The 26,844-nt window shown below is 36.8% G+C and carries 25 protein-coding genes; 10 read left to right on the top strand and 15 right to left on the bottom strand.

Features of this window, described 5'->3' with window-relative positions; genetic code table 11:
• Positions 1–31: 31 nt before the first annotated feature.
• Both H560_RS0101090 and H560_RS0101085 read right to left on the bottom strand, forming a co-directional pair.
• Positions 32–1,027: an isoaspartyl peptidase/L-asparaginase family protein gene (locus H560_RS0101090; RefSeq protein ID WP_027378325.1), complete on the bottom strand. Its 996-nt coding sequence runs from the start codon at positions 1,025–1,027 to the stop codon at positions 32–34.
• A 34-nt stretch (positions 1,028–1,061) separates the two neighbouring features.
• Complete coding sequence (locus H560_RS0101085; RefSeq protein ID WP_027378324.1) at positions 1,062–3,314, bottom strand: family 20 glycosylhydrolase; 2,253 nt, start codon at positions 3,312–3,314, stop codon at positions 1,062–1,064.
• 105 nt (positions 3,315–3,419) lie between these two features.
• Here H560_RS0101085 and H560_RS0101080 point away from each other — a divergent pair, with 105 nt between their 5' ends.
• Positions 3,420–4,223 carry a DUF4197 domain-containing protein gene (locus tag H560_RS0101080; protein ID WP_027378323.1) on the top strand — a complete coding sequence of 268 codons (804 nt, stop codon included), beginning with the start codon at positions 3,420–3,422 and terminating at the stop codon, positions 4,221–4,223.
• Positions 4,224–4,431: 208 nt separating this feature from the next.
• Here H560_RS0101080 and H560_RS0101075 read toward each other — a convergent pair whose 3' ends face one another.
• The gene (locus tag H560_RS0101075) at positions 4,432–5,085 is read right to left on the bottom strand and encodes a CoA transferase subunit B (RefSeq protein WP_027378322.1); all 654 of its coding nucleotides are present in this window, start codon (positions 5,083–5,085) and stop codon (positions 4,432–4,434) included.
• Between the two features lie 121 nt (positions 5,086–5,206).
• On the opposite strand from H560_RS0101075, the gene H560_RS0101070 reads away from it, so the two are divergent.
• The gene (locus tag H560_RS0101070; protein WP_027378321.1) at positions 5,207–7,006 is read left to right on the top strand and encodes an ABC transporter ATP-binding protein; all 1,800 of its coding nucleotides are present in this window, start codon (positions 5,207–5,209) and stop codon (positions 7,004–7,006) included.
• A 102-nt stretch (positions 7,007–7,108) separates the two neighbouring features.
• On the opposite strand, the gene H560_RS0101065 is transcribed toward H560_RS0101070, so the two are convergent.
• Positions 7,109–7,810: a CoA transferase subunit A gene (locus H560_RS0101065; RefSeq protein WP_027378320.1), complete on the bottom strand. Its 702-nt coding sequence runs from the start codon at positions 7,808–7,810 to the stop codon at positions 7,109–7,111.
• 175 nt (positions 7,811–7,985) lie between these two features.
• On the opposite strand from H560_RS0101065, the gene H560_RS0101060 reads away from it, so the two are divergent.
• Positions 7,986–8,471 carry a DoxX family protein gene (locus H560_RS0101060; protein ID WP_027378319.1) on the top strand — a complete coding sequence of 162 codons (486 nt, stop codon included), beginning with the start codon at positions 7,986–7,988 and terminating at the stop codon, positions 8,469–8,471.
• Positions 8,472–8,575: 104 nt separating this feature from the next.
• Positions 8,576–8,956, top strand: coding sequence for a DoxX family protein (locus H560_RS0101055; RefSeq protein ID WP_034752029.1), 381 nt, complete (start codon positions 8,576–8,578; stop codon positions 8,954–8,956).
• A gap of 52 nt (positions 8,957–9,008) precedes the next feature.
• On the opposite strand, the gene H560_RS0101050 is transcribed toward H560_RS0101055, so the two are convergent.
• Complete coding sequence (locus H560_RS0101050; RefSeq protein WP_027378317.1) at positions 9,009–11,747, bottom strand: fibronectin type III domain-containing protein; 2,739 nt, start codon at positions 11,745–11,747, stop codon at positions 9,009–9,011.
• A 285-nt stretch (positions 11,748–12,032) separates the two neighbouring features.
• On the opposite strand from H560_RS0101050, the gene rplS reads away from it, so the two are divergent.
• Positions 12,033–12,389, top strand: a complete 357-nt coding sequence (gene rplS, locus H560_RS0101045; RefSeq protein WP_027378316.1) for a 50S ribosomal protein L19 — start codon at positions 12,033–12,035, stop codon at positions 12,387–12,389.
• 155 nt (positions 12,390–12,544) lie between these two features.
• Here the strand turns inward: rplS and H560_RS0101040 are convergent, their stop codons facing one another.
• The 4 genes from H560_RS0101040 to rpsA form a co-directional block, all read right to left on the bottom strand.
• On the bottom strand, positions 12,545–13,540 hold the full coding sequence (locus H560_RS0101040) for an alpha/beta fold hydrolase (protein WP_027378315.1): 996 nt from the start codon (positions 13,538–13,540) through the stop codon (positions 12,545–12,547).
• 73 nt (positions 13,541–13,613) lie between these two features.
• On the bottom strand, positions 13,614–14,594 hold the full coding sequence (locus tag H560_RS0101035) for an EamA family transporter (protein ID WP_027378314.1): 981 nt from the start codon (positions 14,592–14,594) through the stop codon (positions 13,614–13,616).
• 125 nt (positions 14,595–14,719) lie between these two features.
• Complete coding sequence (locus H560_RS0101030; RefSeq protein ID WP_027378313.1) at positions 14,720–16,207, bottom strand: T9SS type A sorting domain-containing protein; 1,488 nt, start codon at positions 16,205–16,207, stop codon at positions 14,720–14,722.
• A 158-nt stretch (positions 16,208–16,365) separates the two neighbouring features.
• On the bottom strand, positions 16,366–18,165 hold the full coding sequence (rpsA, locus tag H560_RS0101025) for a 30S ribosomal protein S1 (RefSeq protein WP_027378312.1): 1,800 nt from the start codon (positions 18,163–18,165) through the stop codon (positions 16,366–16,368).
• A gap of 321 nt (positions 18,166–18,486) precedes the next feature.
• On the opposite strand from rpsA, the gene H560_RS22870 reads away from it, so the two are divergent.
• Both H560_RS22870 and H560_RS0101015 read left to right on the top strand, forming a co-directional pair.
• Positions 18,487–18,663: a hypothetical protein gene (locus H560_RS22870; RefSeq protein WP_155844929.1), complete on the top strand. Its 177-nt coding sequence runs from the start codon at positions 18,487–18,489 to the stop codon at positions 18,661–18,663.
• 118 nt (positions 18,664–18,781) lie between these two features.
• On the top strand, positions 18,782–20,089 hold the full coding sequence (locus H560_RS0101015) for a DEAD/DEAH box helicase (protein WP_027378311.1): 1,308 nt from the start codon (positions 18,782–18,784) through the stop codon (positions 20,087–20,089).
• A gap of 155 nt (positions 20,090–20,244) precedes the next feature.
• Here the strand turns inward: H560_RS0101015 and H560_RS0101010 are convergent, their stop codons facing one another.
• Positions 20,245–21,138, bottom strand: coding sequence for an SMP-30/gluconolactonase/LRE family protein (locus tag H560_RS0101010; protein WP_027378310.1), 894 nt, complete (start codon positions 21,136–21,138; stop codon positions 20,245–20,247).
• Positions 21,139–21,302: 164 nt separating this feature from the next.
• On the opposite strand from H560_RS0101010, the gene H560_RS0101005 reads away from it, so the two are divergent.
• The 3 genes from H560_RS0101005 (at position 21,303) to H560_RS23200 (ending at position 23,075) form a co-directional block, all read left to right on the top strand.
• A complete protein-coding gene (locus tag H560_RS0101005; protein ID WP_027378309.1) occupies positions 21,303–21,647 on the top strand; it encodes a MerR family transcriptional regulator in 345 nt (114 codons plus the stop codon).
• Between the two features lie 112 nt (positions 21,648–21,759).
• Positions 21,760–22,827, top strand: coding sequence for a helix-hairpin-helix domain-containing protein (locus H560_RS20900; RefSeq protein WP_228372396.1), 1,068 nt, complete (start codon positions 21,760–21,762; stop codon positions 22,825–22,827).
• A gap of 17 nt (positions 22,828–22,844) precedes the next feature.
• On the top strand, positions 22,845–23,075 hold the full coding sequence (locus H560_RS23200) for a hypothetical protein (protein ID WP_228372395.1): 231 nt from the start codon (positions 22,845–22,847) through the stop codon (positions 23,073–23,075).
• A 144-nt stretch (positions 23,076–23,219) separates the two neighbouring features.
• Here the strand turns inward: H560_RS23200 and rluF are convergent, their stop codons facing one another.
• From rluF to H560_RS0100975, 5 genes are all read right to left on the bottom strand, one after another.
• Positions 23,220–23,945, bottom strand: a complete 726-nt coding sequence (gene rluF, locus H560_RS0100995; RefSeq protein ID WP_027378308.1) for a 23S rRNA pseudouridine(2604) synthase RluF — start codon at positions 23,943–23,945, stop codon at positions 23,220–23,222.
• Positions 23,923–24,651: a tRNA pseudouridine(55) synthase TruB gene (gene truB / locus H560_RS0100990; RefSeq protein ID WP_027378307.1), complete on the bottom strand. Its 729-nt coding sequence runs from the start codon at positions 24,649–24,651 to the stop codon at positions 23,923–23,925. The genes rluF and truB overlap by 23 nt, the downstream gene beginning before the upstream one ends.
• A 39-nt stretch (positions 24,652–24,690) precedes the next feature.
• Positions 24,691–25,509: an undecaprenyl-diphosphate phosphatase gene (locus tag H560_RS0100985; RefSeq protein ID WP_027378306.1), complete on the bottom strand. Its 819-nt coding sequence runs from the start codon at positions 25,507–25,509 to the stop codon at positions 24,691–24,693.
• Between the two features lie 92 nt (positions 25,510–25,601).
• Positions 25,602–25,901 (bottom strand): DUF3098 domain-containing protein, encoded by a 300-nt coding sequence (locus H560_RS0100980; RefSeq protein ID WP_027378305.1) that lies wholly within the window; start codon positions 25,899–25,901, stop codon positions 25,602–25,604.
• Between the two features lie 3 nt (positions 25,902–25,904).
• On the bottom strand, positions 25,905–26,804 hold the full coding sequence (locus H560_RS0100975) for a cell division protein FtsX (RefSeq protein WP_027378304.1): 900 nt from the start codon (positions 26,802–26,804) through the stop codon (positions 25,905–25,907).
• Positions 26,805–26,844: the final 40 nt, after the last annotated feature.

Here is a 26,844-nt window from a genome sequence, read left to right as displayed (position 1 = left end):
ATTTCTAATTTCTAATTTCTAATTTTTATACTTATTTCAAAGCAAAACCCGGTTTTTCCAGGCGATTTCCTTTCTGGTCATACACCGCAAAATTAAATCCGTCCTGAATACAATAAGAACCATATTCTCCTTTTTTATTGATCGCTATAAAACCAACCTGAATATCTTTCAAGTTTTTGTTTCTTCTTTTTGTAATCTGTACAATCCGTTCAACCGCCTCTTTACAAGCCTGTTGAGGATTTCTTCCCTGTCTCATTAATTCAACCACTAAATGCGTTCCCACCATTCTTATCACTTCTTCTCCATGACCGGTTGCCGTAGCTGCGCCTACCTCATTATCAACAAATAAGCCTGCCCCAATGATCGGTGAATCACCAACTCTTCCATGCATTTTGAAAGCCATTCCGCTCGTAGTACATGCTCCCGAAAGATTTCCGTTCGCATCCAGGGCAATCATACCTATTGTATCGTGATTTTCAATGTTTACGATAGGCTTATACTTGCTTTCCTTTAGCCATTCTTTCCATTCCTTTTCGGAATCAGGAGTGAGAAGGTTTTGTTTTTTAAACCCCTGAGAAACCGCAAACTGTAACGCTCCGTCTCCCACAAGCATTACGTGCGGCGTTTTTTCCATTACTGCTCTTGCTACAGAAATAGGATTTTTGATATTTTCGAGACAGGCAACGGATCCGATGTTGTAGTTTTCATCCATAATACAGGCATCCAGTGTCACCCTTCCGTCTCTGTCCGGACGTCCGCCATAACCTACACTTCTTTCATTGGGATCATCCTCCACCAAACGAACTCCTTTTTCCACCGCATCAAGGGCCCGTCCCCCTTTTCCTAAAACTGTCCATGCTTCTTCATTAGCTTTTAAGCCAAAATTCCAGGTGGAAAGAACAATAGGTTTATTGATTATTTTACTTCCATTTTCCGGCAGATCTTTAGCCATTAAATCCAATGGATTCAACAGTAATGCGGAAGATGCCAATGCTGTATTTTTTAGAAATTTTCTACGTGAGTTCATAGTTTTTAAGGTATTAGATTGCAGGGTTTGGGACTTAATTGGCTCCGATTTCGTCGACGAAAAGCCATGCTTTTGAGTCTGCACCCGGATTTCCTGCCGGGATAATTCCTGCGTTCTCTATTTTAATTTTTAAATATTTAGAATTTTGATTTCCTACATTCAGCCTGATTTTTCCATTAGCTTTAAGGATTTCATCTTTTCCGATTTCCTTGATTAATTTAAAATTAGTTCCATCATCAGAAACAAAAATCTGTGCTGATTTTGCCATGTGAATCCAGCTTCCTTTATTATCCAACGTATTAAAATATACTTCCTTGAAAGCTGTTTTCTGTCCGAAATCAATAGTCGCCACCACATCTTTTCCACTAAAGCCAAGCCATGTTTTTCCTAATTGTCTTTGATTTCCGATGATTCCGTCAATTAAAGTAAAAGAACCTCCAAAAGAATAATTTTCGCTCGGCTGCTGTTCAAGCATTATTTTTTTTCCCGTGGTTTTTGAAACCGTGAAATCCTGTGAAGAAACTGCACTTTTCAATTGTCCATTTTCAAAATATGCAGATTTTATTGTTGCGGATTTTGATACAGGAATGGCATTTTTATAGGTCTGAGAACCAGCTGCAGGCTCACTTCCGTCAAGTGTATAACGAATTCCGTCAGGATTTTGAGAGGTTGAAAGCTCATAAGCTACCCCATTATCAGCCGCTATTACTTTTCCCGTTACATTATAGATACTTTTGGCATAATTCACATTCATTTTATCTAAAATTTTAAAATGATTGATCACACGGCCTTCAAATTCTTTATAATTCTTGGGATCAGATGTTCCCCATCCCACTTCGGAAAGGGCCATCAATCTTGGGAAAATCATATATTGAACCTGCTTAAAATCCAGAATATATTCAGTCCATAAATTCGCCTGAACACCCAGTATGTATTTTGCCTGTTCAGCATTTAATTCTTCAGGGATCGGGTTGTAGGAATATACTTTATCCAATGGTGTAAATCCTCCGAAAGCATTGGGCTCGGTAGACGGATCTCCCTGATAGTGATCGAAATAGCAATAAGAACCCGGTGTCATAACTGCGAAGTGGCCGGTTTTGGCGGCTTCTACCCCACCTTTGATGCCCGTCCAGCTCATTACGGCTGCATTAGGAGCCAGTCCGCCTTCCAGAATTTCGTCCCAGCCTATAATTTTTCGACCTTTTCCGTTTACATATTTTTCAATTCTTTGGATAAAATAACTTTGCAGCCCGTGTTCGTCCTTTAAATTATTTTTCTTGATTAAAGCCTGACAGTGAGCACATTCCTTCCATCTTGTTTTCGGGCATTCATCACCACCGATGTGAATATACTGTGATGGAAAAAGTGAAATAACCTCATCCAAAACATTTTCTAAAAATTTAAAAGTTTCATCTTTCGGACAGAAAACGTCATCAAAAACGCCCCATTTTGTAGCCGGTTCAAAAGGTCCTTTTGTACAGGCCAATTCAGGATATGCTGATAATGCGGCCAGCGCGTGACCCGGCATTTCTATTTCCGGAACCACCGTAATATGCCTTTCCTGTGCATATTTTACAACATCTTTAATCTGCTCCTGCGTATAAAAATAAGGACCGTAAGGTTTTCCGTCAAAAGTATTATCTACATAGGCCCCAATCATTGATTCTTTACGTTTTGAACCAATTTGCGTTAATTTTGGATATTTTTTTATCTCAATTCTCCATCCCTGATCATCTGTCAAATGCCAATGAAAAGTATTTAGCTTATACATAGCCAGATAGTCAATATACTGCTTTACTTCTTCTACAGTGAAGAAATGGCGGCAGACATCAAGGTGCATTCCCCGCCATGAAAATTTAGGCTGGTCTTCTATTGTTAAGACCGGAATTTTTTTATCTTTTTTATAAGTTTCTATTAATTGGATCAATGTCTGAAGCGCTAAAAAATATCCCTGCTTAGTATAAGATTTTATTTGAATCTGCTTCGGAGAAATTTCAAGAGAATAAAACTCATTCGAACCTGCATTGTTTGATTTTGGAAGCTGAGAATACACCAAATGAGCACCTGAACCTTTAGAATCCTGAAATTTTACGCTTGAACTTAATTGTTTTTTAAAATATCCTGTTTCATCTTTTGGGAGATTACTATTTAACATAATTATTTCAGGAATAGTAAAAAATCCTTCTTTTATAATAACTTTTTGGGGATAAGGAATTAAATTCAGTTTTTCTTGAGAAAAAAATACATTTGAAATTAAGATAAAAAATACAAAAATAGCGCGTACCATTGGATTTGATTAAGGTTTTAGCTAATATAATTATTTTCTGAAAACTTACCCTACCTTTTTAACTTATTAAAAAATAAAACATCTAAATTTGCAAAAAATAGACAAATGAGAAAGAACTTTATAACAGCTGCAATTCTGCTGTTTTCTATTTCGACACAAGCTCAAATCCTTGATGCCATTAAATCCGTAGTAAAAGATAAAACAGGTGTTGACCTTAATGCTCCTGTAAAAAGCGGAACATCAACCACCCCTACTACGACAGCTCCTACAACTTCATCACCTGTAAATCTGGGAAGCCTTACTTCCACACAGATTTCCTCAGGTTTAAAAGAAGCTTTAAGCATGGGAGTAACCGAAGGGGTTAAAAAACTTGGGGTAACCGACGGTTTCTTAAAAAATGAAGCGGTAAAAATTTTAATGCCGGAAAAATTAAGAAAAATTGATACTACTTTACGTTCCATCGGTATGGAAAGCCTGGCAGATCAGGGGGTAAAACTGCTGAACAGAGCTGCAGAAGATGCCGTTGTAGAAGCGGCTCCTATCTTTACAAAAGCCATTACATCCATGACGATCACCGATGCAAAAAATATCTTATTGGGAACGGATAATGCAGCAACCAACTACCTTCAATCGAAAACCCAAAGCCAGCTGTTCACAGCTTTTCAGCCGAAAGTAAAAGCCTCGCTTGGAAAGGTGGGCGCAGATAAAGTCTGGGCAGGTCTGATTTCAAAATATAATACCTTCACCGGACAGTCTGTAACAACAGATCTTAACGAATATGTTACAAACGAAACCATTAACGGTGTGTTCAAAATGGTGGCTCAAAAGGAAAGCGGTATCAGAAATACTCCCGCAATGAGAACTACTAGTATTTTGCAGAAGGTTTTCGGAGCACAGGACGGAAAGTAATTGTTAAATTGAATAAAAATACTTCGAGAACCTCTGCATGATATTTCTAATACTAGCTGCTTTATTAACAGCCAATTTGTAGCGGTGTCATGCTGAGCGGAGTCGAAGCATCTATTTTTTAGCAATCATAATTGTATCCTTATTTGAATTTAATTACGATACAATATTTTCAATAAAAAACCTTGTCGGTGACAAGGTTTTTATTTTATTAGAACTGCATTTCAGGAACTTCTCCGTCAATGATCAAATCAGCTTCTGTTGCTTTTATTATATCTTCCACCGAAACTCCCGGAGCTCTTTCTATTAGCCTGAATCCGGCCGGTGTTACATCCAGAACAGCCAATTCGGTTACGACTCTTTTTACACAGTTAACTCCCGTAAGAGGAAGTGTACATTTTTTAAGGATTTTGCTTTCTCCGGCTTTATTAACGTGCATCATCGCAACAATAATATTTTCTGCGGAAGCTACCAGATCCATTGCTCCACCCATACCTTTTACCATCTTTCCCGGAATTTTCCAGTTGGCAATATCTCCGTTTTCCGAAACTTCCATCGCTCCAAGAATGGTAAGATCTACTTTCTGGCTTCTGATCATTCCGAAACTGAAAGCCGAATCGAAAAATGAACCTCCGTTTAAAATAGTAATCGTCTGTTTTCCGGCATTGATGATGTCCGCATCTTCTTCCCCTTCAAAAGGAAAAGGGCCCATTCCCAATACTCCGTTTTCACTCTGAAATTCTACTGAAAGGTTGTCCGGAACATAGTTAGCGACCAATGTGGGAATTCCGATTCCTAAATTTACATAATATCCGTCTTTTACTTCTCTGGAAATTCTTTGTGCAATTTGTTCTTTAGTTAGCATAGCATAATCTTATCCCGCCAAATTAGCCATTTTTTCAGAATTACGAAAATACTTTCTTTCTTATCCTATGATAAATTTTGAGCCTTAAATTGTTGTAAATTTGTGAACTTTTGATTTTACTATGAAAATTCTCTTACAATATTTAAAACCATATAAATGGCTGATCTTCATCTCGCTATTATTAGCTGCTGTAAATCAGGTTTTTTCGCTATTTGCCCCTGCAATTACCGGGAATATTCTGGATCAGCTGGTAACCCATCCCAATTTTTTTGATAAGGAAAAAACACTTCCCCGAAACCTGAACGACTATCTTTACGGAACGGATATTTATCATGGTGTATTCTATTTTCTTGGGCTGCTGATAGGAACTGCGATGATAAGCCGTATTGCAAAAGCCTTTCAGGACTATGTGGTGAACGTGATTAACCAAAAATTTGGGGCAAAAATTTTTACAGACGGTCTTAAACATTCCATGAGGCTGCCTTATCAGGAATTTGAGGACCAGCGTAGCGGTGAAACGCTTTCTATCTTAACCAAAGTGCGGGAAGATACCGTGAAGTTTATTAACAATTTTATTAATGTTTTTTTCGGGATTTTGGTAAGCATTATTTTCGTTTCGGTGTATGCGATTCGTCTGCATTGGTCTATTATGCCGGTATATGTACTGGGAATCATTTTCATTGCCGTTATCACAAATTTATTGAGCAAGCGGATCAAAAATATTCAGAAAAACATCGTTAAAGAAACTACCAATCTTGCGGGAAGCACTACTGAAAGCCTTAGAAACATTGAAATTGTAAAAAGTTTAGGCCTTACCAACCAGGAAGTTGAACGTCTGAACAACAACACCTACAAAATCCTGAATCTTGAATTGAGAAAGGTGAAAAGCATCCGTTCGCTGAGCTTTGTGCAGGGAACTTTGGTTAATTTTCTACAGCAGGTTATTACGTTTACGTTATTGTTATTAATTTTTAAAAATATCGTAACACCGGGGCAATACTTATCATTAATGTTTTACGGTTTCTTTATTTTCGGGCCTATGCAGGAAATCGGAAATATTATTATTTCTTATCGTGAAGCACAGGCATCACTGAATAATTTTGACCGTGTAATGAAAAAAGAAGTGGAAGCCAAACCAGCCCATCCAAAAACAATCGGAGCTATCGAAGACCTGGAATTCCAGAACGTTTCCTTTCAGCATCAGTCCGCTCATTATAAAGCGCTTAATTCTATTTCATTTAATGTAAAAAACGGTGAAACCATTGCTTTTGTGGGGCCGAGCGGTTCCGGAAAAAGTACCTTGGTGAAATTGCTTGTGGGCCTTTACAGACCACTGGAGGGAGATATTTTTTATAATAAAATTAATGGAAAAGAATTTGATTTTGATGAACTGAGAAATCAGATCGGTTTTGTAACGCAGGATACCCAGCTTTTTTCAGGAACAATTAAGGAAAATCTTTTATTCGTAAATCCTTCGGCTACGGAAGAAGATTTACAGTCAGCTTTAAAAAAATCCAGCTGTACGGCACTTCTGGAGCGCGCAGAAAACGGAATTGAAACCATAATCGGTGAAGGCGGATTAAAATTAAGCGGCGGTGAAAAGCAGAGAATCGCCATTGCCAGAGCATTATTGAGAAAACCTCATTTATTGATATTTGATGAGGCCACTTCTGCACTAGACAGCATCACCGAAGAAGAAATTACAACGACCATTAAGGAAATTTCGAAGGAAAAGGAACAGATTACGGTTCTTATCGCCCACCGATTGAGTACAATTATGCATGCCGACAGGATCTATGTTCTTGAGCGCGGACAAATTGTAGAAACAGGTTCTCATCTTCATCTTATTGAAGAAAAAGGCTTGTATTATGCGATGTGGAGACAGCAGATTGGGGAGCGTAAACTTACGGTAGAAGCTTAATTTAAATTACTATTTTCTGAGATTTTTTCTTCGTCAGAATGACAGTTAATAAAATACCCCGAATGTTACTTCGGGGTATTATTTTAATTATTTTAATAGAAATTAATCTCTTTTTCTCACAGTTCTCTGCTCGATTCTTTTTTCAAATTTTTCGCCCTGGAAAATCCTCTGGATCATAATTCCCGGAATATGAACCTGGTTCGGGTCTAGCTCTCCCGGTTCTACCAGCTCCTCAACTTCTGCAATTGTAATTTTTCCTGCTCCGGCCATAGGATGATTAAAATTTCTTGCCGATCCTTTAAAAATAAGGTTTCCAGCATGATCACCCTTCCAGGCTTTTACAATGGAAAAATCTGCTTCGTAAGCGTGCTCCAGAATGTGTGGTTTGCCTTTGAAATCCTTTACTTCCTTACCTTCCGCTATTTCCGTTCCATATCCTGCAGGAGTGTAAAAAGCAGGAATTCCCGCCTGTGCAGCTCTGCATTTTTCCGCCAAAGTTCCCTGTGGAGTAAGTTCCACTTCCAACTCGCCGGAAAGCATCTGTCTTTCGAATTCTGCATTTTCTCCCACATAAGACGAAATCATCTTCTTAATCTGTCTCTTGTGAAGAAGCAGTCCAAGACCGAAATCATCCACACCAGCGTTGTTTGAAATACAGGTAAGATCTTTTACATCACTCTCTACCAAAGCATTAATTGAATTTTCAGGGATACCGCAAAGACCAAACCCTCCCAGCATCAACGTCATTCCGTCTTTAATTCCTTCAATGGCTTCCTTTGCGTTTTTTACTCTTTTATCTATCATGAAATATTAGATTTTCTGTTGGCTTAAAATTAATAATTTTTCTCATATATCCGATGTTTCTGATTTTTGTCTTTCTAAAACAAATTTCATACTTTTACAATATATTATGTTAAATGTTTCGCCTCAGAAATTGACAGCATAAAAAAAATAATTAACCCTCATAATTATTATACAAATGAAACAAGAAAATTTTAACAAAATCGGGGACATTTTCTATGTCATCTGCAGGCTAAGCATTGGATTATTCTTCTTTATTACCGGCTTCAACAAACTCTTCCACCCTGTTTTTCAAGGCTATATGCTGAAAACTATTACCAGCCTTGGCTTCTCAAATCCGCAGTTTATGGCAAATTTTGTTGCTGCCAATGAAATGATATGGGGATTCTTCCTTCTGATCGGGCTTTTTACAAGGTTCAGCTCCGCGGCTTTAATTGTAATCATGCTTGTTGCTTTAGTTACAAAAGATATTCATTCTATCCCGACTGAAATGGTTGGCATTGATACAAAAACAAGGCCTATGGAAAATTATACATGGCTTACCTATTTCTTTTATTTACCGCAGGTTTTATATATCATGCTGCTTGGTTTATTTGCTTTATACGGCTATAAGACTTTTGGTTTTGATAAGTTCCTGAAGAAAAAAGTTAGTCTTTACAGGTAAATTTTAAAACAGAAAATTTTAATCCGTTATTTTGGAAAGTATTACTATTTTTTATGGTCTGATTTTGGTTTAAAATAATTAAAACCACCACAAAATTTATTAATATGGAAACGAAAGACATTTCAAGAATTGCTCTCGGAGCATTTCTTATTACGGCAGGAATAAGCCACCTCACTTTTGCAAGAAAAGAATTTCAGGCGCAGGTTCCGGATTGGGTACCTCTGAAGAAAGATGATACGGTAGTATATTCAGGAATTGCAGAAATCCTTCTGGGAACAGCAACCATTATCACCCCTGAAAAACATAGAAAAACAATTGGTAAAATAGTGGCCGGATTCTTTGCTGCCGTTCTCCCCGGAAATATTGCCCAATACAAAAACAGGAAGGACGGATTTGGCTTAAACAATGATAAATTACGATTCGGAAGGCTGTTTATGCAGGCTCCTCTCATTGCTTGGGCACTAAAATCTACAGATAATGTCTAAATACAAAAAGCGGGAAATTTTCCCGCTTTTTCTTTTCTATAAACTTTAAAATTTAGTTGATAATTAACTTTAAAGTAAATAATTTTCTTGTGTGAACTTTCACAAAATATACACCTTTCGGAATGTTTTCATTCACCAGTGAGAAACGCTGGTTATTGATATTTTTAGATTGATACAAAAGATCTCCGTTGGCAGAAAGCAGCTCTATTTTTTCAATAGGATAATCACTTTTGATGAAGGTAGGCTCTCCCGGCTTTGAAGGGTTTGGATATAAAATTACATTCTTTTCAGTAGTTTTTGTCTCTTCCGTACCCAATGTAGGCCCTGAAACCTGGAACTGCACCCTGTTTGAAACTTCCGTATAAGAATCATTGGTGAACATCACCATATAATAATTCCCCGGAGTTGCCGGCAATGCCGTTCCGCTGATGGTTTTTGTACCCTGCGTTATTCCATCAAAATAAGTATAAGAAACAAAATTATCATCCGGTACAGAAACACTCTGAGGGTAAATTCCCAGCCAGTCTTTGATAATTCCAGGGGAATCCGTCCACGAAGCCGTAATATTTTCACCTAAAGTATAAACCGGTTTATTGGTCCAAAGTTCTGTAACAATATCTCCGACTTTAAAGAAAACTTTTTCGCCAATTGCTGTATATCCATCTTCAAGGAAGTATTGTGCATAATAGTATCCTTTTGCAAGACCTGTGAAATTAAGAGTTCCTGCAGGTATCGTCACATAGCTCCACTGGGTAGAAGGATTTGGCCCCGGAGTGTGCCCCATTTTGTAAATCCCGATCCAGTCTTTCGTTAAATTCGGTCCGTTTGTAAAATTCACGGTTACTGTTCCTCCTACAGGATATGTGTCTGCGGTAGTGCTCAATACAACTTTTGGCCCTACATAGAAATTTTTTCTCGGGGTAATTTCTGTGTAGCCGTTATTGGCAAAAAACCCTGCAAAATACTGTCCTTTATTAGCAATACCACTTGGGAAACTGGCGGTTCCGGCTGTCTGGCCGTTTGTATAAACGAAAGCCTGTGAAGTTACAGTGGCAGGATTCTGTCCTTTTTTATAAATACCCACCCAGTCCTGATTATTTCCCGGACCATCTGTGAACGTTGCTGTAATAGGCTCGTTTTGTGTGTATTCAGTTTTATTTAAAATAAACGTAGGATTGGAAACCACACTACCGGTAATTTCAAATTGTTTTGAATCACTCCATTCGCTCCACTCCATATTTCTGTCTCTGTAACGTACTTTTACATAATAAATTCCGTTTGTAATTGAGTTTGCAGCTATGGTAGCTTTTGTAATATCTAGATTTGCATTCTGGTTTTTGGTGATATCCGGAGTTCCGTTTCCATCTTTCCCGTACCAATTTTCGTAGTCTCTGTAAAATTCTTTTTCGATAACTGAAAAATCAGCAGCTTTACTGATCACAAACTGAGTCGTATTAAGCAACTCCCCGCTTGTTGTAGAAAAAGCGCTTCCATTTAATGTTAAAGGTAAAGTAACCGGGGCCGTAAACGTATTTGAAATAGATGGCTTTGCCGGCTTTGGCTTATTTTTATACCTATGGAAAGAGTCAACCAGCTCATTATATTTTTTATGATAAACTCCCCCAATTGAGTATGATTCGATATCAACTTTTCCCGTCGGTACATCCACTTCCACAATCTGATACGTCCAGTCTGTCAATGTTTTTTGAACATCATCAAAATCCTGTTCCGTAGACATTCCCCAATACTGATCCCATGCCGTTCCGCCGGAGATGATCTGGTAATTCGGGGTTTCTTTCAACTGTCCTCTATGATAGAGATGATGGTGCGCTCCAACATGCATTAAATATTTATTTGATGTCGTCAAAAGCGGTACGGCATTGTTTCTCACCCAAGTGGAAATATCTCCCACATACTGCTCTGCCTGATAAGGTCTGTGACTTAAAGAAATGATCCAATCTACTGTGGAATCGTTATTTGCTTCATTTAAAATCTGCTGAAGCCATGTCATCTGTGCGGCACCCGTATGTTCTGAACTTAAACTGATAAATAAAACATTTCCGGCCTGCTGAGCATAATAATTTTCATTCCCGGAAGAGATGTTCTTGTATTTAATTTCATCAATATAAAAGTGAGCATAATATGAGTTCATTCCTAATGTTCCATAAGTTTCGTGGTTTCCTACCGTAGTCTGAATCGGAAGATAAGGCGAAAGCTTGATATTCTTTTTAAAATGAACGTTTTCGTAATGGTCCAACGTTCCCACATCTACCTGATCGCCAACCATAAACGTTAATGCAACATTATCAGATGGATCAGAATCCGGCCCGAATTTTTCTTTCAGCTTTTTGAAAGCATTTAAAGTTAAGGTATCATATCTCGGTTCCGCTTTGATCTGGTTGTCTCCCATGATCAGGAAACGGATTTTTCCGTCAGCAGTGACAGGCTGTCCCGGAGCCGGCAATGTCCTGAAGTTATAGACAGCAGATTCATTGGTTCCGGTTTTGATTTTATAATAATATTTTGTGTTTGGCTGAAGGTTGGTGATTTTTGCCGTGTGGTAATAATAATTATTATTGTAGCCCGTATCCGAGAAGATGTTTGTAGTTCCCGTTACAGTAACACCCAAGTTGGTGGGTGAAGTTCCGTAAATCACTGTGGTTTCGTTATTGGAAGATGTTTTCCAGTTCACGATCATGGAATTGGGCGTAGGATTCTGCAAATAAGGATACAGAGCCTGGCCAAAAGCCATCTGGACAGCGAAACAAAAAAAGAAGAAATAATGCTTCATTGTAGTTCAGTTTTAAAGTGTATATGAATTAAATTTGTGTGTAATATTTAAAAGAAACTGCTGTTTTTCTATCGTGCAAAAGTAGAATTCCCATATAAACTCTGTTTGATGGTAATTTAAAAGATGTGTTAATTTTTCAGGGAGAAATCAGAATAAAAAATCAGTAGATTTAATATGAATTTGTTTGGAATATTTCAAAAATGTTTTGTACATTTGCAACCTGTTATTCAACCTCTGACGAAAAACGTGTAAGTTGCTTAGCTTTAACATTTTATTTTATTAATAATGGATTTATTAAAGTACGTACAAGACAAGTACATTGCGAAAAAAGAATTCCCTGAATTCAAAGCAGGTGATACAATTACTGTGTATTACGAAATTAAAGAAGGACAAAAAACAAGAACTCAGTTCTTCAAAGGAACAGTAATCCAATTAAGAGGTACTGGTTCTACAAAAACTTTCACCATCAGAAAAATGTCTGGTGATGTAGGTGTTGAGAGAGTATTCCCTATCAATATGCCAGCTTTACAAAAGATTGAAGTTGACAGAAGAGGTAAAGTTAGAAGATCAAGAATCTACTACTTCAGAGACCTTAGAGGTAAGAAAGCAAGAATTAAAGACGCTGCTTACAAGAAGAAATAATTCAGACAACAATAAATACAAAAAGAGACTGCTAATTTTAGCGGTCTCTTTTTATTTTGATGAAGTATAAGAGTGAATGTTGAATGTTACTTCGTAAGTGAATTGTGAATTGTGAATTATTGACTCCTTAGAATTGACAATTCAGTATTCATTTTTTATTTTATAAAATCATATAAAGCATTCCAGAATTTATCATAAACTTCAATATGAGGAAGATGGCCTACATTATCAATCTCCACTAATTTTGAACCGGGAATCTGCTGCTGCGTTCTTTTTCCTAATTCCTGGTACTGTCCCATCTTTGGCTGTAATTCTTTTGGAGCCCTGTCTTTTCCAATTGCCGTCCTGTCTCTTGTTCCAATAATTAGTAATGTTGGAACTTTAATATTTTTAAACTCATAACAAACCGGCTGATTGTAAATCATATCTGAGGTTAAAGCCGCATCCCAGGCTACTTTTGGGTAATCGGGATGTAAAGTCCAGCCTGCAATTAAATCCAGCCACGGCTGATATTCTGCTTTCCATTTATTATCATAGTAAAATTTCAGCTGATAATTTTTATATGTTTCGGCAGTATTTTTTAATTCCGACTGATAGGCCTGATCAATGGTTTGATACGAAGCAAAAGTTTTATAATCTTCCAGTCCAATCGGGTTTTCAAGGATTAATTTCTGAACCTTTTCAGGATAAAGCAAAGTAAACCTGGTGGCCACCATTCCACCCATTGAATGACCTAAAACAATAGTTTTATCTATTTTTAATTCATCTAAAACTGCTTTTGTATTTTCAGCCAGCTGAGAAAAAGAAAACTGATAGCTCTGCGGCTTTGAGGATTTTCCAAAGCCAATCTGATCCGGAATAATAACCCTGAAACCCTTCCCTGAAAGATCCTTAGCTGTTTTCTCCCAATATGCTCCATTAAAATTTTTCCCATGAAGAAGCATGATGGTTTTTCCGTTCGACACTTTGGGCTGAACATCCATATAGGCCATTTTCAAGTCATTATTCTGAGACTTTAAACTAAGAAAATGAACTTCATACGGATAAGTGTAATTCGTAAGTTCCGCATCCAGGGGCCTGATCTGGGCAAAAGCCAAATTTGAAGTAATCGACAGCATTAAAATGACCGCTGCATTCTTAAAATTTTTCATTAGAATTAAATTTATATAAAAATAAAAAAACCGCTTCAAAAGAAACGGCTTATATTCATTAATTATAATTTATTTATGATAATCCAACGGTTATATTTTCTTTTTTGGAGGGCAAATTCATTAGAACAATTGCAAAAAGGATCAATAAAATTCCTATCCATTGAATCAAAATAACTTTTTCACTTAGTAAAATAAAGGCCATTGCCACAGAAACCGGAAGCTCCAGAGAGGAAACAATACTTCCCAAGCCCAAGCCTGCATTTGGAAAACCGATATTAAACAAAATCGGCGGAATTATAGTCCCGAACAACGCTAAAACAAAACCATACTTCCATAAAATAGAATACCGGAAAGAATGAATGTGCTCTGTATTTTCAGTAAAATTTAAATAAATTGATTTTAAGCCTTCAAAATGAAGCGGCCCGATCTGCGCAAAAAACAGGAACGCAAAAACGACAATTGAACCTCCTGAAAGCATGATAATGCTCTTTCTGAAAACCGGCAAATGAGTACCCAGCGTATTGGATGTAAACATGGTTCCGGTATAAGAAACTGCAGCCAGTAAGCCCCAGGCAATCCCTTTAAAATCCAGTTTAATCTCTGTATTAACAAGGTTTGTAGCTAAAACAGTACCCACTAAAACTATAATTACGGATACAACCTTTCTCGCAGTGGGTAATTTTTTTGTGAGAATACTTTCAACAACTACACTGAACCAAACAGACTGCATCAGCAATACAATTGCAATAGAAACATTAATGTACTGTACCGCGATATAATAAAATAAGCTTGTACATCCCATCGATGTTCCGGCCAGCATTAAATTTCTGATTTCTTTTGCATTAGGTGACGGCAAAGCTTTCTTTGAAGTAATTGTCTGAATAAAATTCAAAATCAGTAATCCTACCAATCCCAATAAAAACTGCGAAGTTGTAACCTCTGAGGTTGTGTAGCCTTCCTGATAAGCCAACTTAACAAAAGTTGCCAACATACCATATATACTTGCCCCAATTCCTACAAATAAAACTCCCTTTAGTATATTTTTCTTCTCCATAAATCATTTTAACAGCCCGCAAAGTTACAATTTTATTCATTAGAATATCCGGCATGGTTAAAGTGATAGATAAATAGAATCGGCGGAAGCTTTGCTTCCGCCGATTTTTAAATAATTAACTAAACTTATTTTTTAATCAGTTTTTCAATAAATACTTCGCCTCGGTTAGAAATTACTTTCACCAGGTAAATACCTTCTTTCTGATGCGTCAGATCTATATCGATCTCTTTTTGCTGCTTAAATGATTTGGAAGATACTTTGTTTCCGGTAAGATCAGTAATCTCAACAGTTCCGCTCTCAAAACCTTTATTTAAAACAATCCTGAATGCTCCCAGAGTAGGGTTCGGACTCAGTTGGAATCTTTTATTTTCCGTTACCGTAACAAGATTATTTTTAACATGGTTTGGATCCGCATTTCTGTTGATCTCAGTATTTTGAGTTCTTTTTGAAACTGATGACGGAGCCATTTTTGAACAAGACAAGTCAAAATCAATCGGGAAGAATGGATACTGATTGAGTGATGCTGCCACATATTGTACCCCGGCTACATCATAATATAATTTCATTACAAATTTATGCTGTCCGGACGTTGGTGGGGAAACGAAAGCGGCTGTAGTAAGCCATTCGTAGAAATCTGTTCCTGTGAAGGCCGGGTTATAATCTACAGGAACTTCATTACCCGTAGCAATATCTCTCAGGAATAATTTCAACGCTCCAAAAGTAGCACCTGGAGGAAGAGAATAACTTCCGTAAACTGATTGTACTGAGTTTAGATTACACATATTAGACTCATGCCAGAACTGAACGGAACCGCCACCCCATGAGTAATCACAGATATTTATAGCTATTTCTTTTATATCCTGATCATCCAACACAAAATTAACTCTAGGATAATACATTCTCGGAACATTATTATTCTGAGGATCTCCCGGCTGTACCTCAATATTTCCCATATAAGAACCTCCTACACTTGCAATTGCCGCTCCGGCTTCCGTAGAAGCTGTATCGTAGTTCATATGTACAACTGCAAAAATGGCTTTTCTATTAGTTTTAAAATCATTGATATTACTAAAAGCTGCTGCTGTATTCACAGTAGGGCTATAATAATTGACCAGATAAGAACCTCCATTAAGATCACCCGCTCCTCTTATGCCGTCCGAAAAAAGAATCACTTTAAGTGGCTGTGAATAATCTCTGTTCAATGTGGTCTGCGGGCTTACGATACTTGCATTCGGGATATTGTCGATTGCATTTCCCACAAGTCCGAGCGCTTCATGAAAGTGATCTCCAACGTTCAATCTTCTTACAAAACCATGCGCTATTGTCTGATCATTTGTAAAATCTGACTCAATGTAGATTCTCGGCATGTACGTGGGATTGGCCTGGTTATGAAGCCCGGTTCCATAATGAACTACAGAAACCCTGTTTTTTTCATTACACCCAAGAATCACATCAATAAGGCGGTGAACACTTTTCTCCATATCATCATAATAGGGAGTGATTGATCCGCTGTTATCCAGGATGATAACGTAATCTCCACCCTGAGACTGGGCTTTTAATGGATTGAATGACATAAGAAATGCCATGAGCAAGAATAAAAATGCTTTTTTCATAGTTAAAATTTTGTTTTTGATTCATTTAAAAGTAATATTTTTTCTTTATACTGTGAAATAAATTTAAAATTTTAACTATTTTAATTTATATGATTAAAAATAAACACAAAAAAAAGCCACTCAGTTGAGTGGCTTCAATATCATAAATGAATCAAGGATTATTTACCTTCTTCCATTTTTCTTTTCAATTCTGCTAATGCATCGATATCACCTAAAGTAGATCTTTCTTCGTTGTTTGAAGAAGATGATGTATTATTAGATCTGTTGTTAGAGTTTTCTCTAGCATTTTTCTTCTCTTCATCTCTGAAGATACCTGTGTGAGAAACTACAACTCTCTTGAATTCTTTGTTGAATTCGATTACTTTGAAGTCAGCTTCTTCACCTTTCTTGATTTTAGATCCGTCTTCCTTCTCTAATAATCTTGATGGGCAGAAAGCTTCTACTTCAGCATCTTCGAACTGTACAGAAGCACCTTTATCGTGTACTTCTACCGCTTTACCAGCGTGGATAGTTCCTTCAGCATATTTAGTTTCGAATGCATCCCAAGGGTTGTCAGTCAATTGCTTGTGACCTAGAGATAATCTTCTAGCCTGGATGTCTAGTTCAAGAACGATAACATCTAATTTGTCACCTACTGCACAGAACTCAGACGGGTGCTTGATTTTCTTAGTCCAAGAAAGATCAGAGATGTAGATCAAACCGTCGATACCTTCTTCCAATTCTACGAATACACCGAAGTTTGTGAAGTTTCTTACAGTTCCTACATGCTTAGATCCTACTGGATATTTAGCTTCGATATTTTCCCATGGATCTTTGCTTAATTGCTTGATACCAAGAGAGATTTTTCTTTCGTCTCTATCTAAAGTAAGTACTTCAGCTTCCACTTCATCACCTACTTTTACGAAATCTCCGGCAGATCTCAAGTGAGTAGACCAAGACATTTCAGAAACGTGGATTAATCCTTCTACACCTGGAGCGATTTCTACGAATGCACCATAGTCAGCAAGAACTACTACTTTTCCTTTTACTCTGTCTCCTACTTTAAGATCAGCAGAAAGAGCATCCCAAGGATGAGCTTCTAACTGCTTCATACCTAATTGGATTCTTGTTTTCTCATCATCGAAATCAAGGATTACAACTTTTACAGTCTGTCCGTCCTCAAGGATTTCAGATGGGTGGTTCACTCTAGACCAAGAAAGGTCTGTAATGTGGATCAATCCGTCTACACCACCTAAGTCGATGAACACACCGTAAGAAGTGATATTCTTAACAGTACCTTCAAGAACCTGTCCTTTCTCCAATTGAGAGATGATTTCTTTTTTCTGACCTTCGATATCTGCTTCGATCAATGCTTTGTGAGATACCACTACGTTTTTGAACTCAGGGTTGATTTTCACAACTTTGAACTCCATAGTTTTACCTACAAACTGATCGTAATCTTTAATTGGCTTAACGTCGATTTGAGAACCAGGTAAGAATGCTTCGATTCCGTGTACGTCTACGATCATACCACCTTTAGTTCTAGATTTCACAAAACCATTTACGATTTCTCCGGTTTCGTGAAGCTCATTTACTTTATCCCAAGCTTTAAGCGTTCTTGCTTTTCTGTGAGATAACTGTAACTGACCTGTTTTGTCTTCTCTTCTGTCTACCATTACTTCTACCTCGTCACCTACTTTTAGGCCTTGGTTGTAACGGAATTCGTTAAGAGAAATAACACCTTCAGATTTGAAGTTGATGTCTACGATAGCTTCTTTGTCAGTCAATCTTACAACTTTTCCAACTAAAACGTCGTTATCGCTTAAGTTGTTAAGAGATCCGTTGTAGATTTCTTCTAAATCGCTTTTTTCTTTTCTCGCATCTGCATCAAGACCTGATTCGAATGAATCCCAATCAAATTGTTCTGGTGCTACGTTTTGGTTTAAAATAACCTCTGCTGAATTTGTCTCTTTTGACATTTTCTAATAAAATTTGTATTCCTTCTTTTTTAACGGTCTGAATAAATGCGGATTAAAAAATACGGAAGTAATTAATTTTTAGTAATTTACTCATCAAACCTTTTCGCCACAAAAGTGGGTGCAAAGATAAGGAATTTATTTATAATAAACAATAGTTTGAACCTTCTCAAAACAATACATAACTTATTCATAATCAATATCTCTATCAAAAATAGAATTTTCGGATAGGTGGCTTCGAGTGCCTAAGCCACCATTGGAACGATTGGCTTTTTCATCAATTGTGGTGATAAGTTGAAAATATTAAAGTAATAGTTATGAATTATGACTGAGAGTTGTAAGGTGGCTGAGGCACTCGAAGCCACCTATCCTGAAACCCTAGCCCCGATTGTAATGAAAATCCTTTTTTGCAAAAAAAAGATTGTAATGGAAAGCGGGAGAAAGCTTCTTATGATAAAGAAAGGAAGATGGAAGCCGGATGCGGGAAGTTTACATGATTGAAAACAGAAATTCTTCATTAAACTAAAAAACTAAACCTTAAACTCTAAACTTTAAGTTTTAAACTTGTAACAAGCAACCAGAAACCAGCAACCATCAGCGAATTCCGTATCTTTGCACCATGGAACTACAATCAATCTACGAAAAACTGCAGATTCAGGACATGAACCAGATGCAGAAATCTACCTATAAAGCTACTGAAAACCAACAGGATGTTGTTTTACTTTCTCCTACAGGTTCGGGAAAAACACTGGCTTTTCTGTTTCCTGTTTTAAGAAATCTGAAAAAAGAATCTTCCGGAATCCAGGCTTTAATTTTGGTTCCGGCAAGGGAACTGGCCCTGCAGATTGAGCAGGTTTTCAAGGCAATGGGAACGGATTTTAAGGTTTCCGTCTGCTACGGAGGTCATGATAAAAAGATTGAAGTTAATAACCTGATTGAAGCACCCGCCATTCTCATCGGAACACCGGGAAGAGTGGTTTACCATTTGAGAAATAATAATTTTGACCCGAAAACAATTCAAACCCTGGTTTTGGACGAATTTGACAAAGCTCTTGAGCTTGGTTTTCATGATGATATGGAATTCATTTCCAATTCTTTAAAAGGTCTTTCGCAAAGAATTCTGACTTCCGCGACAGCCATGGATGAAATTCCAAAATTTACCGGACTGAAAAATGAAAAAATAATTGATTTTTTAAAGCTCAGTGAAGTAAAACCGGATATTCAGTTTAAAAAAGTGATGACGATTTCTGAGGAAAAGCTGGATACATTGTTTAATCTGATCTGTAAAATAGGAAACAAGAGAACTTTGATTTTTTGTAATCACAGGGAAGCTGTTGACCGTATCTCCGAACTTTTAAGACAGAAAGGAATCGACCGCGAGACGTTCCACGGCGGGATGGAACAGGACGAAAGAGAGCGCGCTTTATTGAAATTCAGAAACGATTCTGCGAGAATTTTGATTACTACGGATCTTGCTGCAAGAGGCTTGGATATTCCTGAAGTTGAGTCGATTGTACATTATCAACTTCCCCCAAAAGAAGATGCCTTTATTCACAGAAACGGCCGTACCGCAAGAATGAATGCAAAAGGTTTTGCCTATTTAATTATGACTGAAGAAGAGAATTTTCCTTTCATAAAAAATAATACTCCGGAAGAAAGTGTTGCCGGCTTCAACAAAGTTCCTGAAAAAACGCCGTTCCAGACAATTTACATCAGCGCCGGAAAAAAAGATAAGGTGAATAAAGTGGATATTGTAGGTTATTTAATTAAAAAAGGCGAGCTTCAAAAGGAAGACATTGGACTTATTGAGGTAAAAGATACAACCTCTTACGTTGCGGTTTCCAGAAATAAGGTAAACACTTTATTGAAAAAATTAGCTAATGAAAAACTGAAGGGTAAAAAAGTAAAAATGGAGGTTGCTTATTAATTTAAACGCGAATTTTTCACGAATGACACGAATAATGGCATCAATAGGAACGGGCTTTAGCCCGTTTTTTAAATGTAAATCAAACATTTGGCTTTAGCCAAAACTTAAACGTTCAATAATTTGTGTCATTCGTGAAAAATTCAATCTATTAGTATTTACTCCACTCCTTTCACTTTTGTCGGCAAAATATACACCGATTTAGAAGCAGTGATGAATAAAATATCGTTGTTCTTCCCGCCGAAAGTAACATTAGACGTCCAGTCTTCCTCTATCGGGATATGGTAAATTTTCTTCCCATCTTTATTGAAAACATGTACTCCGTCACCTGTAAGATATAAATTTCCATGTTTATCGAGCGTCATTCCGTCTGAACCCATTTCACAGAAAAGCTGCTTATCGGATAATTTTCCTTCACCAAGAATGTCATAAACATACGTTTTTCCTGCATCTATATCCGAAACGTATAATTTTTTAAACTTCTCACTTCCCACTACTCCATTTGGCTGTGTGAAGGTCTCAATTTTTGTAATTTTTCCGTCCTTACTTCTGTAATACAAGCTTTTATGAGGAATTTCCTGCTTAAAATCCACCCAATAATCCCTTTCATATAAAGGATCCGTGAAGTACATGCCACCAAATTCGTCGTTCCAGACATCATTCGGGCCGTTAAGCCTTTTTCCATCAACATTTTTAAGCAACACTTCCACTTTTTTATCCTTAGAAATTTTCCAGATCTCTCCTTTGTTGTCGGAGCAGGTGATCAGATTATCATCCTTATCAAAATGGGTCCCGTTGGCCCGGCCGCTTTTATCCAAAAACTCAACAATCTTATTGGTTTTCCAGTCCCAATAGTAAATTTTATCATTGGGTTGGTCTGTAAAATAAACATTTCCTTCCTTATCAGACGAAGGCCCTTCCGTAAAACTAAACTGATCTGAAACTTTTTCCAGCTTTATATCATCATAAAACATATTAGTACTATTTACTGATTTGCAATTAACTAATACTAAAACCAAACCAAGGTAGCCTATTTTGAGAATATTTTTCATACCACATTATTTTAAGATGCACAATTTACGACAGAATTGACTTATTTTCTCATTTTGATGTATTAAATTAAGCTTTAATTATAAAAAGTAAATTCAACTTTTTTATGACAGTATTTTGTAACAGATTTTAAAAATTTTTATCTTTGAAAATTAGGATTCTAAAAATGAAGATAAATTTACCCGATAAGCTGTATTATTCAATAGGAGAAGTTGCAAAAGCATTTGATGTAAACACCTCATTGATACGTTATTGGGAACAGGAATTCCCCATCATAAAGCCTAAAAAAAACAAAAAAGGCAACCGGTATTTCACTCCCGAAGATATCAAAAACCTGCAGATGATCTATCATTTGGTCAAAGAAAAGGGTTATACGCTTGACGGAGCGCGTGTTGCACTGACCACCAACAGCAAAATTTCCGAGACCGTTACCATCATAGACCGCCTGGAATTTGTAAAAGCCGAACTTCTTAAGCTTAAAGAATCTCTGGCAGAAAGGGACACCGAATAATTGATATTTTATTTTGTTTCATCTGTTTTAATTTATTTTCTGAAAGAATAAATCACTATTTATATTCTAAAATAATTCATTTTGATATTACCCATTGCCGTGACTTGAAATAATGATTAAGTTTACAGCGATGAAAAAAATCTATTACCAAAAAGTAGCATTCATGGGTATGCTGCTCATTATTTTATTAGCTTTTCAAAAGTTTACGAGCAAAAATAAAGAAGATTTTTCTGACGTAAAATTTATTTCAGAAAGTTCAGCTCCTTTGAATATCACAGAATTCGACCCGAACGACCTGGATGCAAAACAATGGCAGAACTTGGGTTTCACAGAAAAACAGGTTTCCACCATTCTTAATTATAAAAAAATCATAGGCGGAAAATTTATTTCCAAGGCTCAGTTTAAAAAATGTTTTGCCGTTTCTGAAGAAAAGTTCAATGCACTGGAATCTTTTATTTTATTGCCGGAAACCAATAAAGAAACCGGTTCTGGCGGATTTAAAAGCTATGAGAAAAGGTCAATTGCTATTCCCGGAAAATTCAATCCGGATCATTTTTCTGTGGCTGACTGGGTAAAAATGGGTTTCAGCGAAAGGCAGTCTGAAGCTATTATAAAATATAAAAACTACCTCGGAGGAAGTTTTGTGAGTAAGGAAAAGTTTAAGGAATGTTTTATCATTAATGAAGAAAATTACAAAAAACTTGCACCTTATTTAATTCTTCCTGAAAAAACACCTGCCAATTTCAGAAGCTTTGCTAAAAATTTCAATGGTAACAATAAAAAAATACAGTACCATCCATTCGACCCCAATACTTTACCTCTTGAAGGCTGGAAGTCCTTCGGCTTTTCTGACAGACAGGCACAAACCATCATCAATTATCGCGACAGAAATTTAAAAGGAAGCTTTAAAAACCTGGAAGACATCCAACATTGCTTTGTAATTTCCGCAGAAAAGTTTGAAGAACTGAGACCTTTTGTAAAACTTAATTCATCTACGATTGCGAAAACTGAACTCCAAAAGCCTGAAATCAAACAGGAGAAAATAGATTTTTCAAAAACAGATCTTAATACAATTACTTTCAAACAGCTGATAGAATTCGGGCTTGATGAAAGGGCCGCCGGCTCCATCATTGGATTCAGAAAAAGCTGGGCGGGTTTGTCAATAAAGAACAAATCCTAACAACTTATAATATTGATGTGGAACTGGTGAAAAAATTACTGGCAATTGCTCCGCTGAATACTTCCAATGTTCCTAAATACAATCTTGTCGATGCTCCTGAAGAATGGCTGAAAAATCATCCTTACTTCAAATATTCTGCAGACAAAATTATTTTTTATCGTTTAAGTGAAAAAGACGAAAAGAAAATTTGGAAACTTTTGAAGGTAAAACCTGAATATGAGGCCAGGATGAAGCTTTATTTGAAATGATGAATTAATATTGAAGATGCTTCGACAGACTCAGCATGACAACGCTACAAAATAAAATAAGATGATTAGTATTAGAGATGTCATGCTGAGCCTGTCGAAGCATCCTTATTTATTAAGTATTAGAGTTTAAAAACAAAACAATTTTTAATCAAAAGTCTTGCTGGAACCTTCCAAAAGCTTATTCAAATTTTCCAGCTCATCATCAGTCAGATCTCTCCACTTCCCGATTGGGAGATCAAGCTTTATGTTTAAAACACGGATTCGTTTCAGCTTTTTTACTTCGTAACCAAGATATTCGCACATTCTGCGGATTTGTCGGTTCAGTCCTTGTGTTAATACGATCCGGAAGTTCATTTCATCAATTTTTTCCACTTCACATTTTTTAGTGACTGTGTCTAGAATCGGGACTCCATTTCTCATTTTTTCAAGGAATTTTGGAGTAATCGGCTTGTCCACTCTTACGATATATTCTTTTCCGTGATTGTTTCTTGATCTTAAAATTTTATTCACAATATCCCCATCACTGGTTAAAAGTATTAATCCTTCACTGGGCTTATCCAGCCTGCCGATCGGGAAAATTCTCTTGGGATGGTTAATATAATCGATGATATTGTTTTTTTCACGCTTAGTATCTGTTGTACAGACAATTCCTACAGGCTTGTTGAAGGCGATGTACACATGATCCTGTTCCGGCTCGCGGATCGGTCTTCCATCTACTTCAATGACGTCTTCATCGGAAACTTTGGTTCCCATTTCGGGAATTTTACCATTGATTGTAATTCTTCCCTCTTCCAGAAGCTTATCCGCAGCTCTTCTGGAACAGTAACCTACTTCTGATAAATATTTATTAATTCTGGTTTTCTCCTGCATCACCAACTTTTAATGTTTCAAATCTAAAGTCATTTTCTAACAAATCAGAGGTTGCATCTTCAATTCTGTAGTCTCCGATTTTTGTTCTTCTTAGCTGAGTAAGGTAAGCCCCAACAACCAATTCCTGTCCTATATCATGAGCCAAACTCCTGATGTAAGTCCCTTTTGAACAGCCAACTGTAAAACTTACCAACGGAAGATCAATATTAATATCATTGATATAAAAAATGGTAGTTTTTCTGGATTTCATTTCAACCTCTTCCCCAGCTCTTGCCAGGTTATACGCTCTTTTTCCATCAATTTTTATTGCTGAAAAAACGGGTGGCGTCTGATCAATTTCACCAATGAATTTTTCCAAAACTTTTTTGATCTGCTCTTCTGTAATATGCGAAAAATCCTGGTGAAGAATTTCCGGCTTTTCAGTATCGTAAGACTCGGTCTGAACTCCGATTTTTATTTCCGTCCAATATTCTTTCGGAGCATCCTGAATTTCGGGAATTTTCTTTGTGAATTTTCCGCAGCAGACAATTAAAAGTCCTGTTGCTCTCGGGTCCAGCGTTCCTGCGTGACCAATCTTAAATTTCTTGGGTAAATTAAACTCTCTTTTGAGCTTGTATTTCATTTTATTGACTGCCTGAAAAGATGTCCAATCCAAAGGTTTGTCTAATAAAAATATGTGTCCTGACTGTAGATCTTCAGCTGTCATTAATTCTGAGTAATGAGTAGTAAGTAATTTTTTAATCTATTATTTAAAAAAATAAAAATAAATCAACAAAGCCAGTCCGACAAAAATACGATACCAACCCCAAGGTTTAAAACCATATTTGTTTAAAACTCCGATAAATGCCTTGATAGCAATTAAAGCCACAATAAATGCCACAATATTTCCAACAATAAAAATGGTAATATGATCCTGTGACGCCATAATCATCTCATACCCTTTTTGTGGATTTGCCGTTTCTTTACCCCATGTTTTTACAAAAACGGAATAAACTGTTACCGCTAACATGGTAGGAACCGCTAAAAAGAATGAAAATTCTGCGGCAGCTTTCCTTGTAAGACCCTGTGCCATCCCTCCGATGATAGAAGCAGCACTTCGGCTGGTTCCCGGCATCATGGCGAGACATTGCCAGAATCCTATAGTGATTGCATTTCTTATTGTAATTCCCTTTTCATCGTCAATTCTGGGATTTTTGAACCATTTATCAGCAAATAATAAAACCACTCCGCCTATGACCAAAACTGCCGAGATGGCAATCTGATTTCCCAGAACCGCTTCGATTTTATCATCAAATAAATATCCCAAAACCAAAGCAGGGACCACTGCAAAACCCAGCTTAAAATAAAACTGTAAATTTTTTAAATCAAAGAATTTTTTCCAGTAGGCAATCACCACAGAAAGAATGGCCCCAAACTGAATGGATACCTGAAACATCTTTAAAAATTCGTCTTCCGGCAATCCAAGTAAATTGGATGTGAAACCCATGTGCGCAGTGGAAGAAATGGGAAGATATTCCGTTAAACCTTCTATAATGGCAATAATTATTGCTTTGATTAAATCCATAATTTGTTTAAATTAAAAGATTAAGAAATTAAGAGATTTAGACATTATATCTAAATTTCTGAATTCCTTAATCTCTAAATAAAAATTTATTTCTATTTTCTTTTTAAAATTGCAAAAGCTTCAATGGCAAAACCAAAGATAACGAACAGTGGAGCAATTCTGATTCTGCGGATGGAAAAAATGTCGTCATTCCATGCATTCGGATCAAATTTTCCGTCTACTGTATTGGCATCCGGGCCCAGCATCAGAAGGAAACCCACCACAATGAATGCTAAACCGATAAGCATCCATTTAAAGTTTTGCTTTCCGAAGTAAAAAGTGTTTTCCTGTGGAACTTCAGCAGTTTCTTTACCAAAGTTATCTGCGGAAAATTTATTTGTTTTTTTGCTCATTTTCTAAGAGTAATATAAGTCGTCAACATTTGATCTTAAGAATCTCCAGGTTGCAACAATTGTACTTAAAACCGTGATGAAAATCCCTACTCCAAGTACCAGAAGCACCAGCCAGAAGTATTGGTTTGTATCCTGTACGAATGCCGACCCGATCTGGCTGGTAAAATAATACCACACGCCAAATAAGGCTAATAGACCGATTACAGAACCAATAGCTCCCAATATCACAGCTTCAATAATGAACGGCTTAAGAATAAATCTCCTTTTGGCCCCCACCAGCTGCATGGTTTTAATGATAAATCTTTTGGAAAATATTTTCAGACGGATCGAGTTATTAATTAAAACAACCGCTAAGATCAGGAATAGTATAGAGAATCCTAAAATCCATTTAAGAATTCTGCTCAGGTTGTTGTAAACGTCTACCATCAGGGTACTGTCGTTTTTCACATCAATCACACCTGGAACAGACTTGATGGCTTTAATCGCCTGGTCAATCCTTGTAGGGTCTACATATTCCGGTTTCAGAGCTACTTCTATAGAGGAAGGGAAGATATTTTCTTCAAAAAGGGCGTCGGTATCAATTCCCATACTTTTTTTAGCTTCTTTGGCAGCCATTTCTCTTGAAATGTAAGTCGCTTTTTTTACGGGAGCCAATGCCTGAATTTCTTTGAAAACCTCGGCTTCCATCTTTGCAATTTTCGCAGAATCTTTTACGTTGTAATTTTCGTCAAAGTAAGCATTTACCACAAGTTGTTCTTTAATATAATCAGAATATTTCTGGGCATTGATTAATATAAGACCCATTAATCCTAATAAAAATAACACTAAGGCAATACTTATTACTACTGTAATATTGCTAGACCGAAGTCTTTTCTTATTAAACTCATCTACAGATTTAGCCATTAAGATTAAATTTTTTGGCTAAAATAGAAAAAAACTTCCG

Source organism: Chryseobacterium daeguense DSM 19388 (assembly GCF_000430825.1).
Lineage (GTDB): Bacteria > Bacteroidota > Bacteroidia > Flavobacteriales > Weeksellaceae > Chryseobacterium > Chryseobacterium daeguense.
The sequence above is the reverse complement of the archived record's forward strand: the minus strand, read 5'-3'. Positions and strand labels throughout refer to the sequence as shown.

Coding starts and splice junctions, on each gene's coding strand:
- H560_RS0101055 (WP_034752029.1), top strand. CDS start 8,576: ATGGAAACGAAAGACATTTCAAGAATTGCTCTCGGAGCATTTCTTATT.
- H560_RS0101085 (WP_027378324.1), bottom strand. CDS start 3,314: ATGGTACGCGCTATTTTTGTATTTTTTATCTTAATTTCAAATGTATTT.
- H560_RS0101050 (WP_027378317.1), bottom strand. CDS start 11,747: ATGAAGCATTATTTCTTCTTTTTTTGTTTCGCTGTCCAGATGGCTTTT.
- H560_RS0101080 (WP_027378323.1), top strand. CDS start 3,420: ATGAGAAAGAACTTTATAACAGCTGCAATTCTGCTGTTTTCTATTTCG.
- H560_RS0101030 (WP_027378313.1), bottom strand. CDS start 16,207: ATGAAAAAAGCATTTTTATTCTTGCTCATGGCATTTCTTATGTCATTC.
- H560_RS0100985 (WP_027378306.1), bottom strand. CDS start 25,509: ATGGATTTAATCAAAGCAATAATTATTGCCATTATAGAAGGTTTAACG.
- rplS (WP_027378316.1), top strand. CDS start 12,033: ATGGATTTATTAAAGTACGTACAAGACAAGTACATTGCGAAAAAAGAA.
- H560_RS0101035 (WP_027378314.1), bottom strand. CDS start 14,594: ATGGAGAAGAAAAATATACTAAAGGGAGTTTTATTTGTAGGAATTGGG.
- H560_RS0101075 (WP_027378322.1), bottom strand. CDS start 5,085: ATGCTAACTAAAGAACAAATTGCACAAAGAATTTCCAGAGAAGTAAAA.
- rluF (WP_027378308.1), bottom strand. CDS start 23,945: ATGCAGGAGAAAACCAGAATTAATAAATATTTATCAGAAGTAGGTTAC.
- H560_RS22870 (WP_155844929.1), top strand. CDS start 18,487: ATGACTGAGAGTTGTAAGGTGGCTGAGGCACTCGAAGCCACCTATCCT.
- H560_RS20900 (WP_228372396.1), top strand. CDS start 21,760: ATGATTAAGTTTACAGCGATGAAAAAAATCTATTACCAAAAAGTAGCA.
- H560_RS0101005 (WP_027378309.1), top strand. CDS start 21,303: ATGAAGATAAATTTACCCGATAAGCTGTATTATTCAATAGGAGAAGTT.
- H560_RS0101040 (WP_027378315.1), bottom strand. CDS start 13,540: ATGAAAAATTTTAAGAATGCAGCGGTCATTTTAATGCTGTCGATTACT.
- H560_RS0101010 (WP_027378310.1), bottom strand. CDS start 21,138: ATGAAAAATATTCTCAAAATAGGCTACCTTGGTTTGGTTTTAGTATTA.
- H560_RS0101070 (WP_027378321.1), top strand. CDS start 5,207: ATGAAAATTCTCTTACAATATTTAAAACCATATAAATGGCTGATCTTC.
- H560_RS0101015 (WP_027378311.1), top strand. CDS start 18,782: ATGGAACTACAATCAATCTACGAAAAACTGCAGATTCAGGACATGAAC.
- H560_RS0100975 (WP_027378304.1), bottom strand. CDS start 26,804: ATGGCTAAATCTGTAGATGAGTTTAATAAGAAAAGACTTCGGTCTAGC.
- H560_RS0101060 (WP_027378319.1), top strand. CDS start 7,986: ATGAAACAAGAAAATTTTAACAAAATCGGGGACATTTTCTATGTCATC.
- H560_RS0101090 (WP_027378325.1), bottom strand. CDS start 1,027: ATGAACTCACGTAGAAAATTTCTAAAAAATACAGCATTGGCATCTTCC.
- truB (WP_027378307.1), bottom strand. CDS start 24,651: ATGACAGCTGAAGATCTACAGTCAGGACACATATTTTTATTAGACAAA.
- H560_RS0100980 (WP_027378305.1), bottom strand. CDS start 25,901: ATGAGCAAAAAAACAAATAAATTTTCCGCAGATAACTTTGGTAAAGAA.
- rpsA (WP_027378312.1), bottom strand. CDS start 18,165: ATGTCAAAAGAGACAAATTCAGCAGAGGTTATTTTAAACCAAAACGTA.
- H560_RS0101065 (WP_027378320.1), bottom strand. CDS start 7,810: ATGATAGATAAAAGAGTAAAAAACGCAAAGGAAGCCATTGAAGGAATT.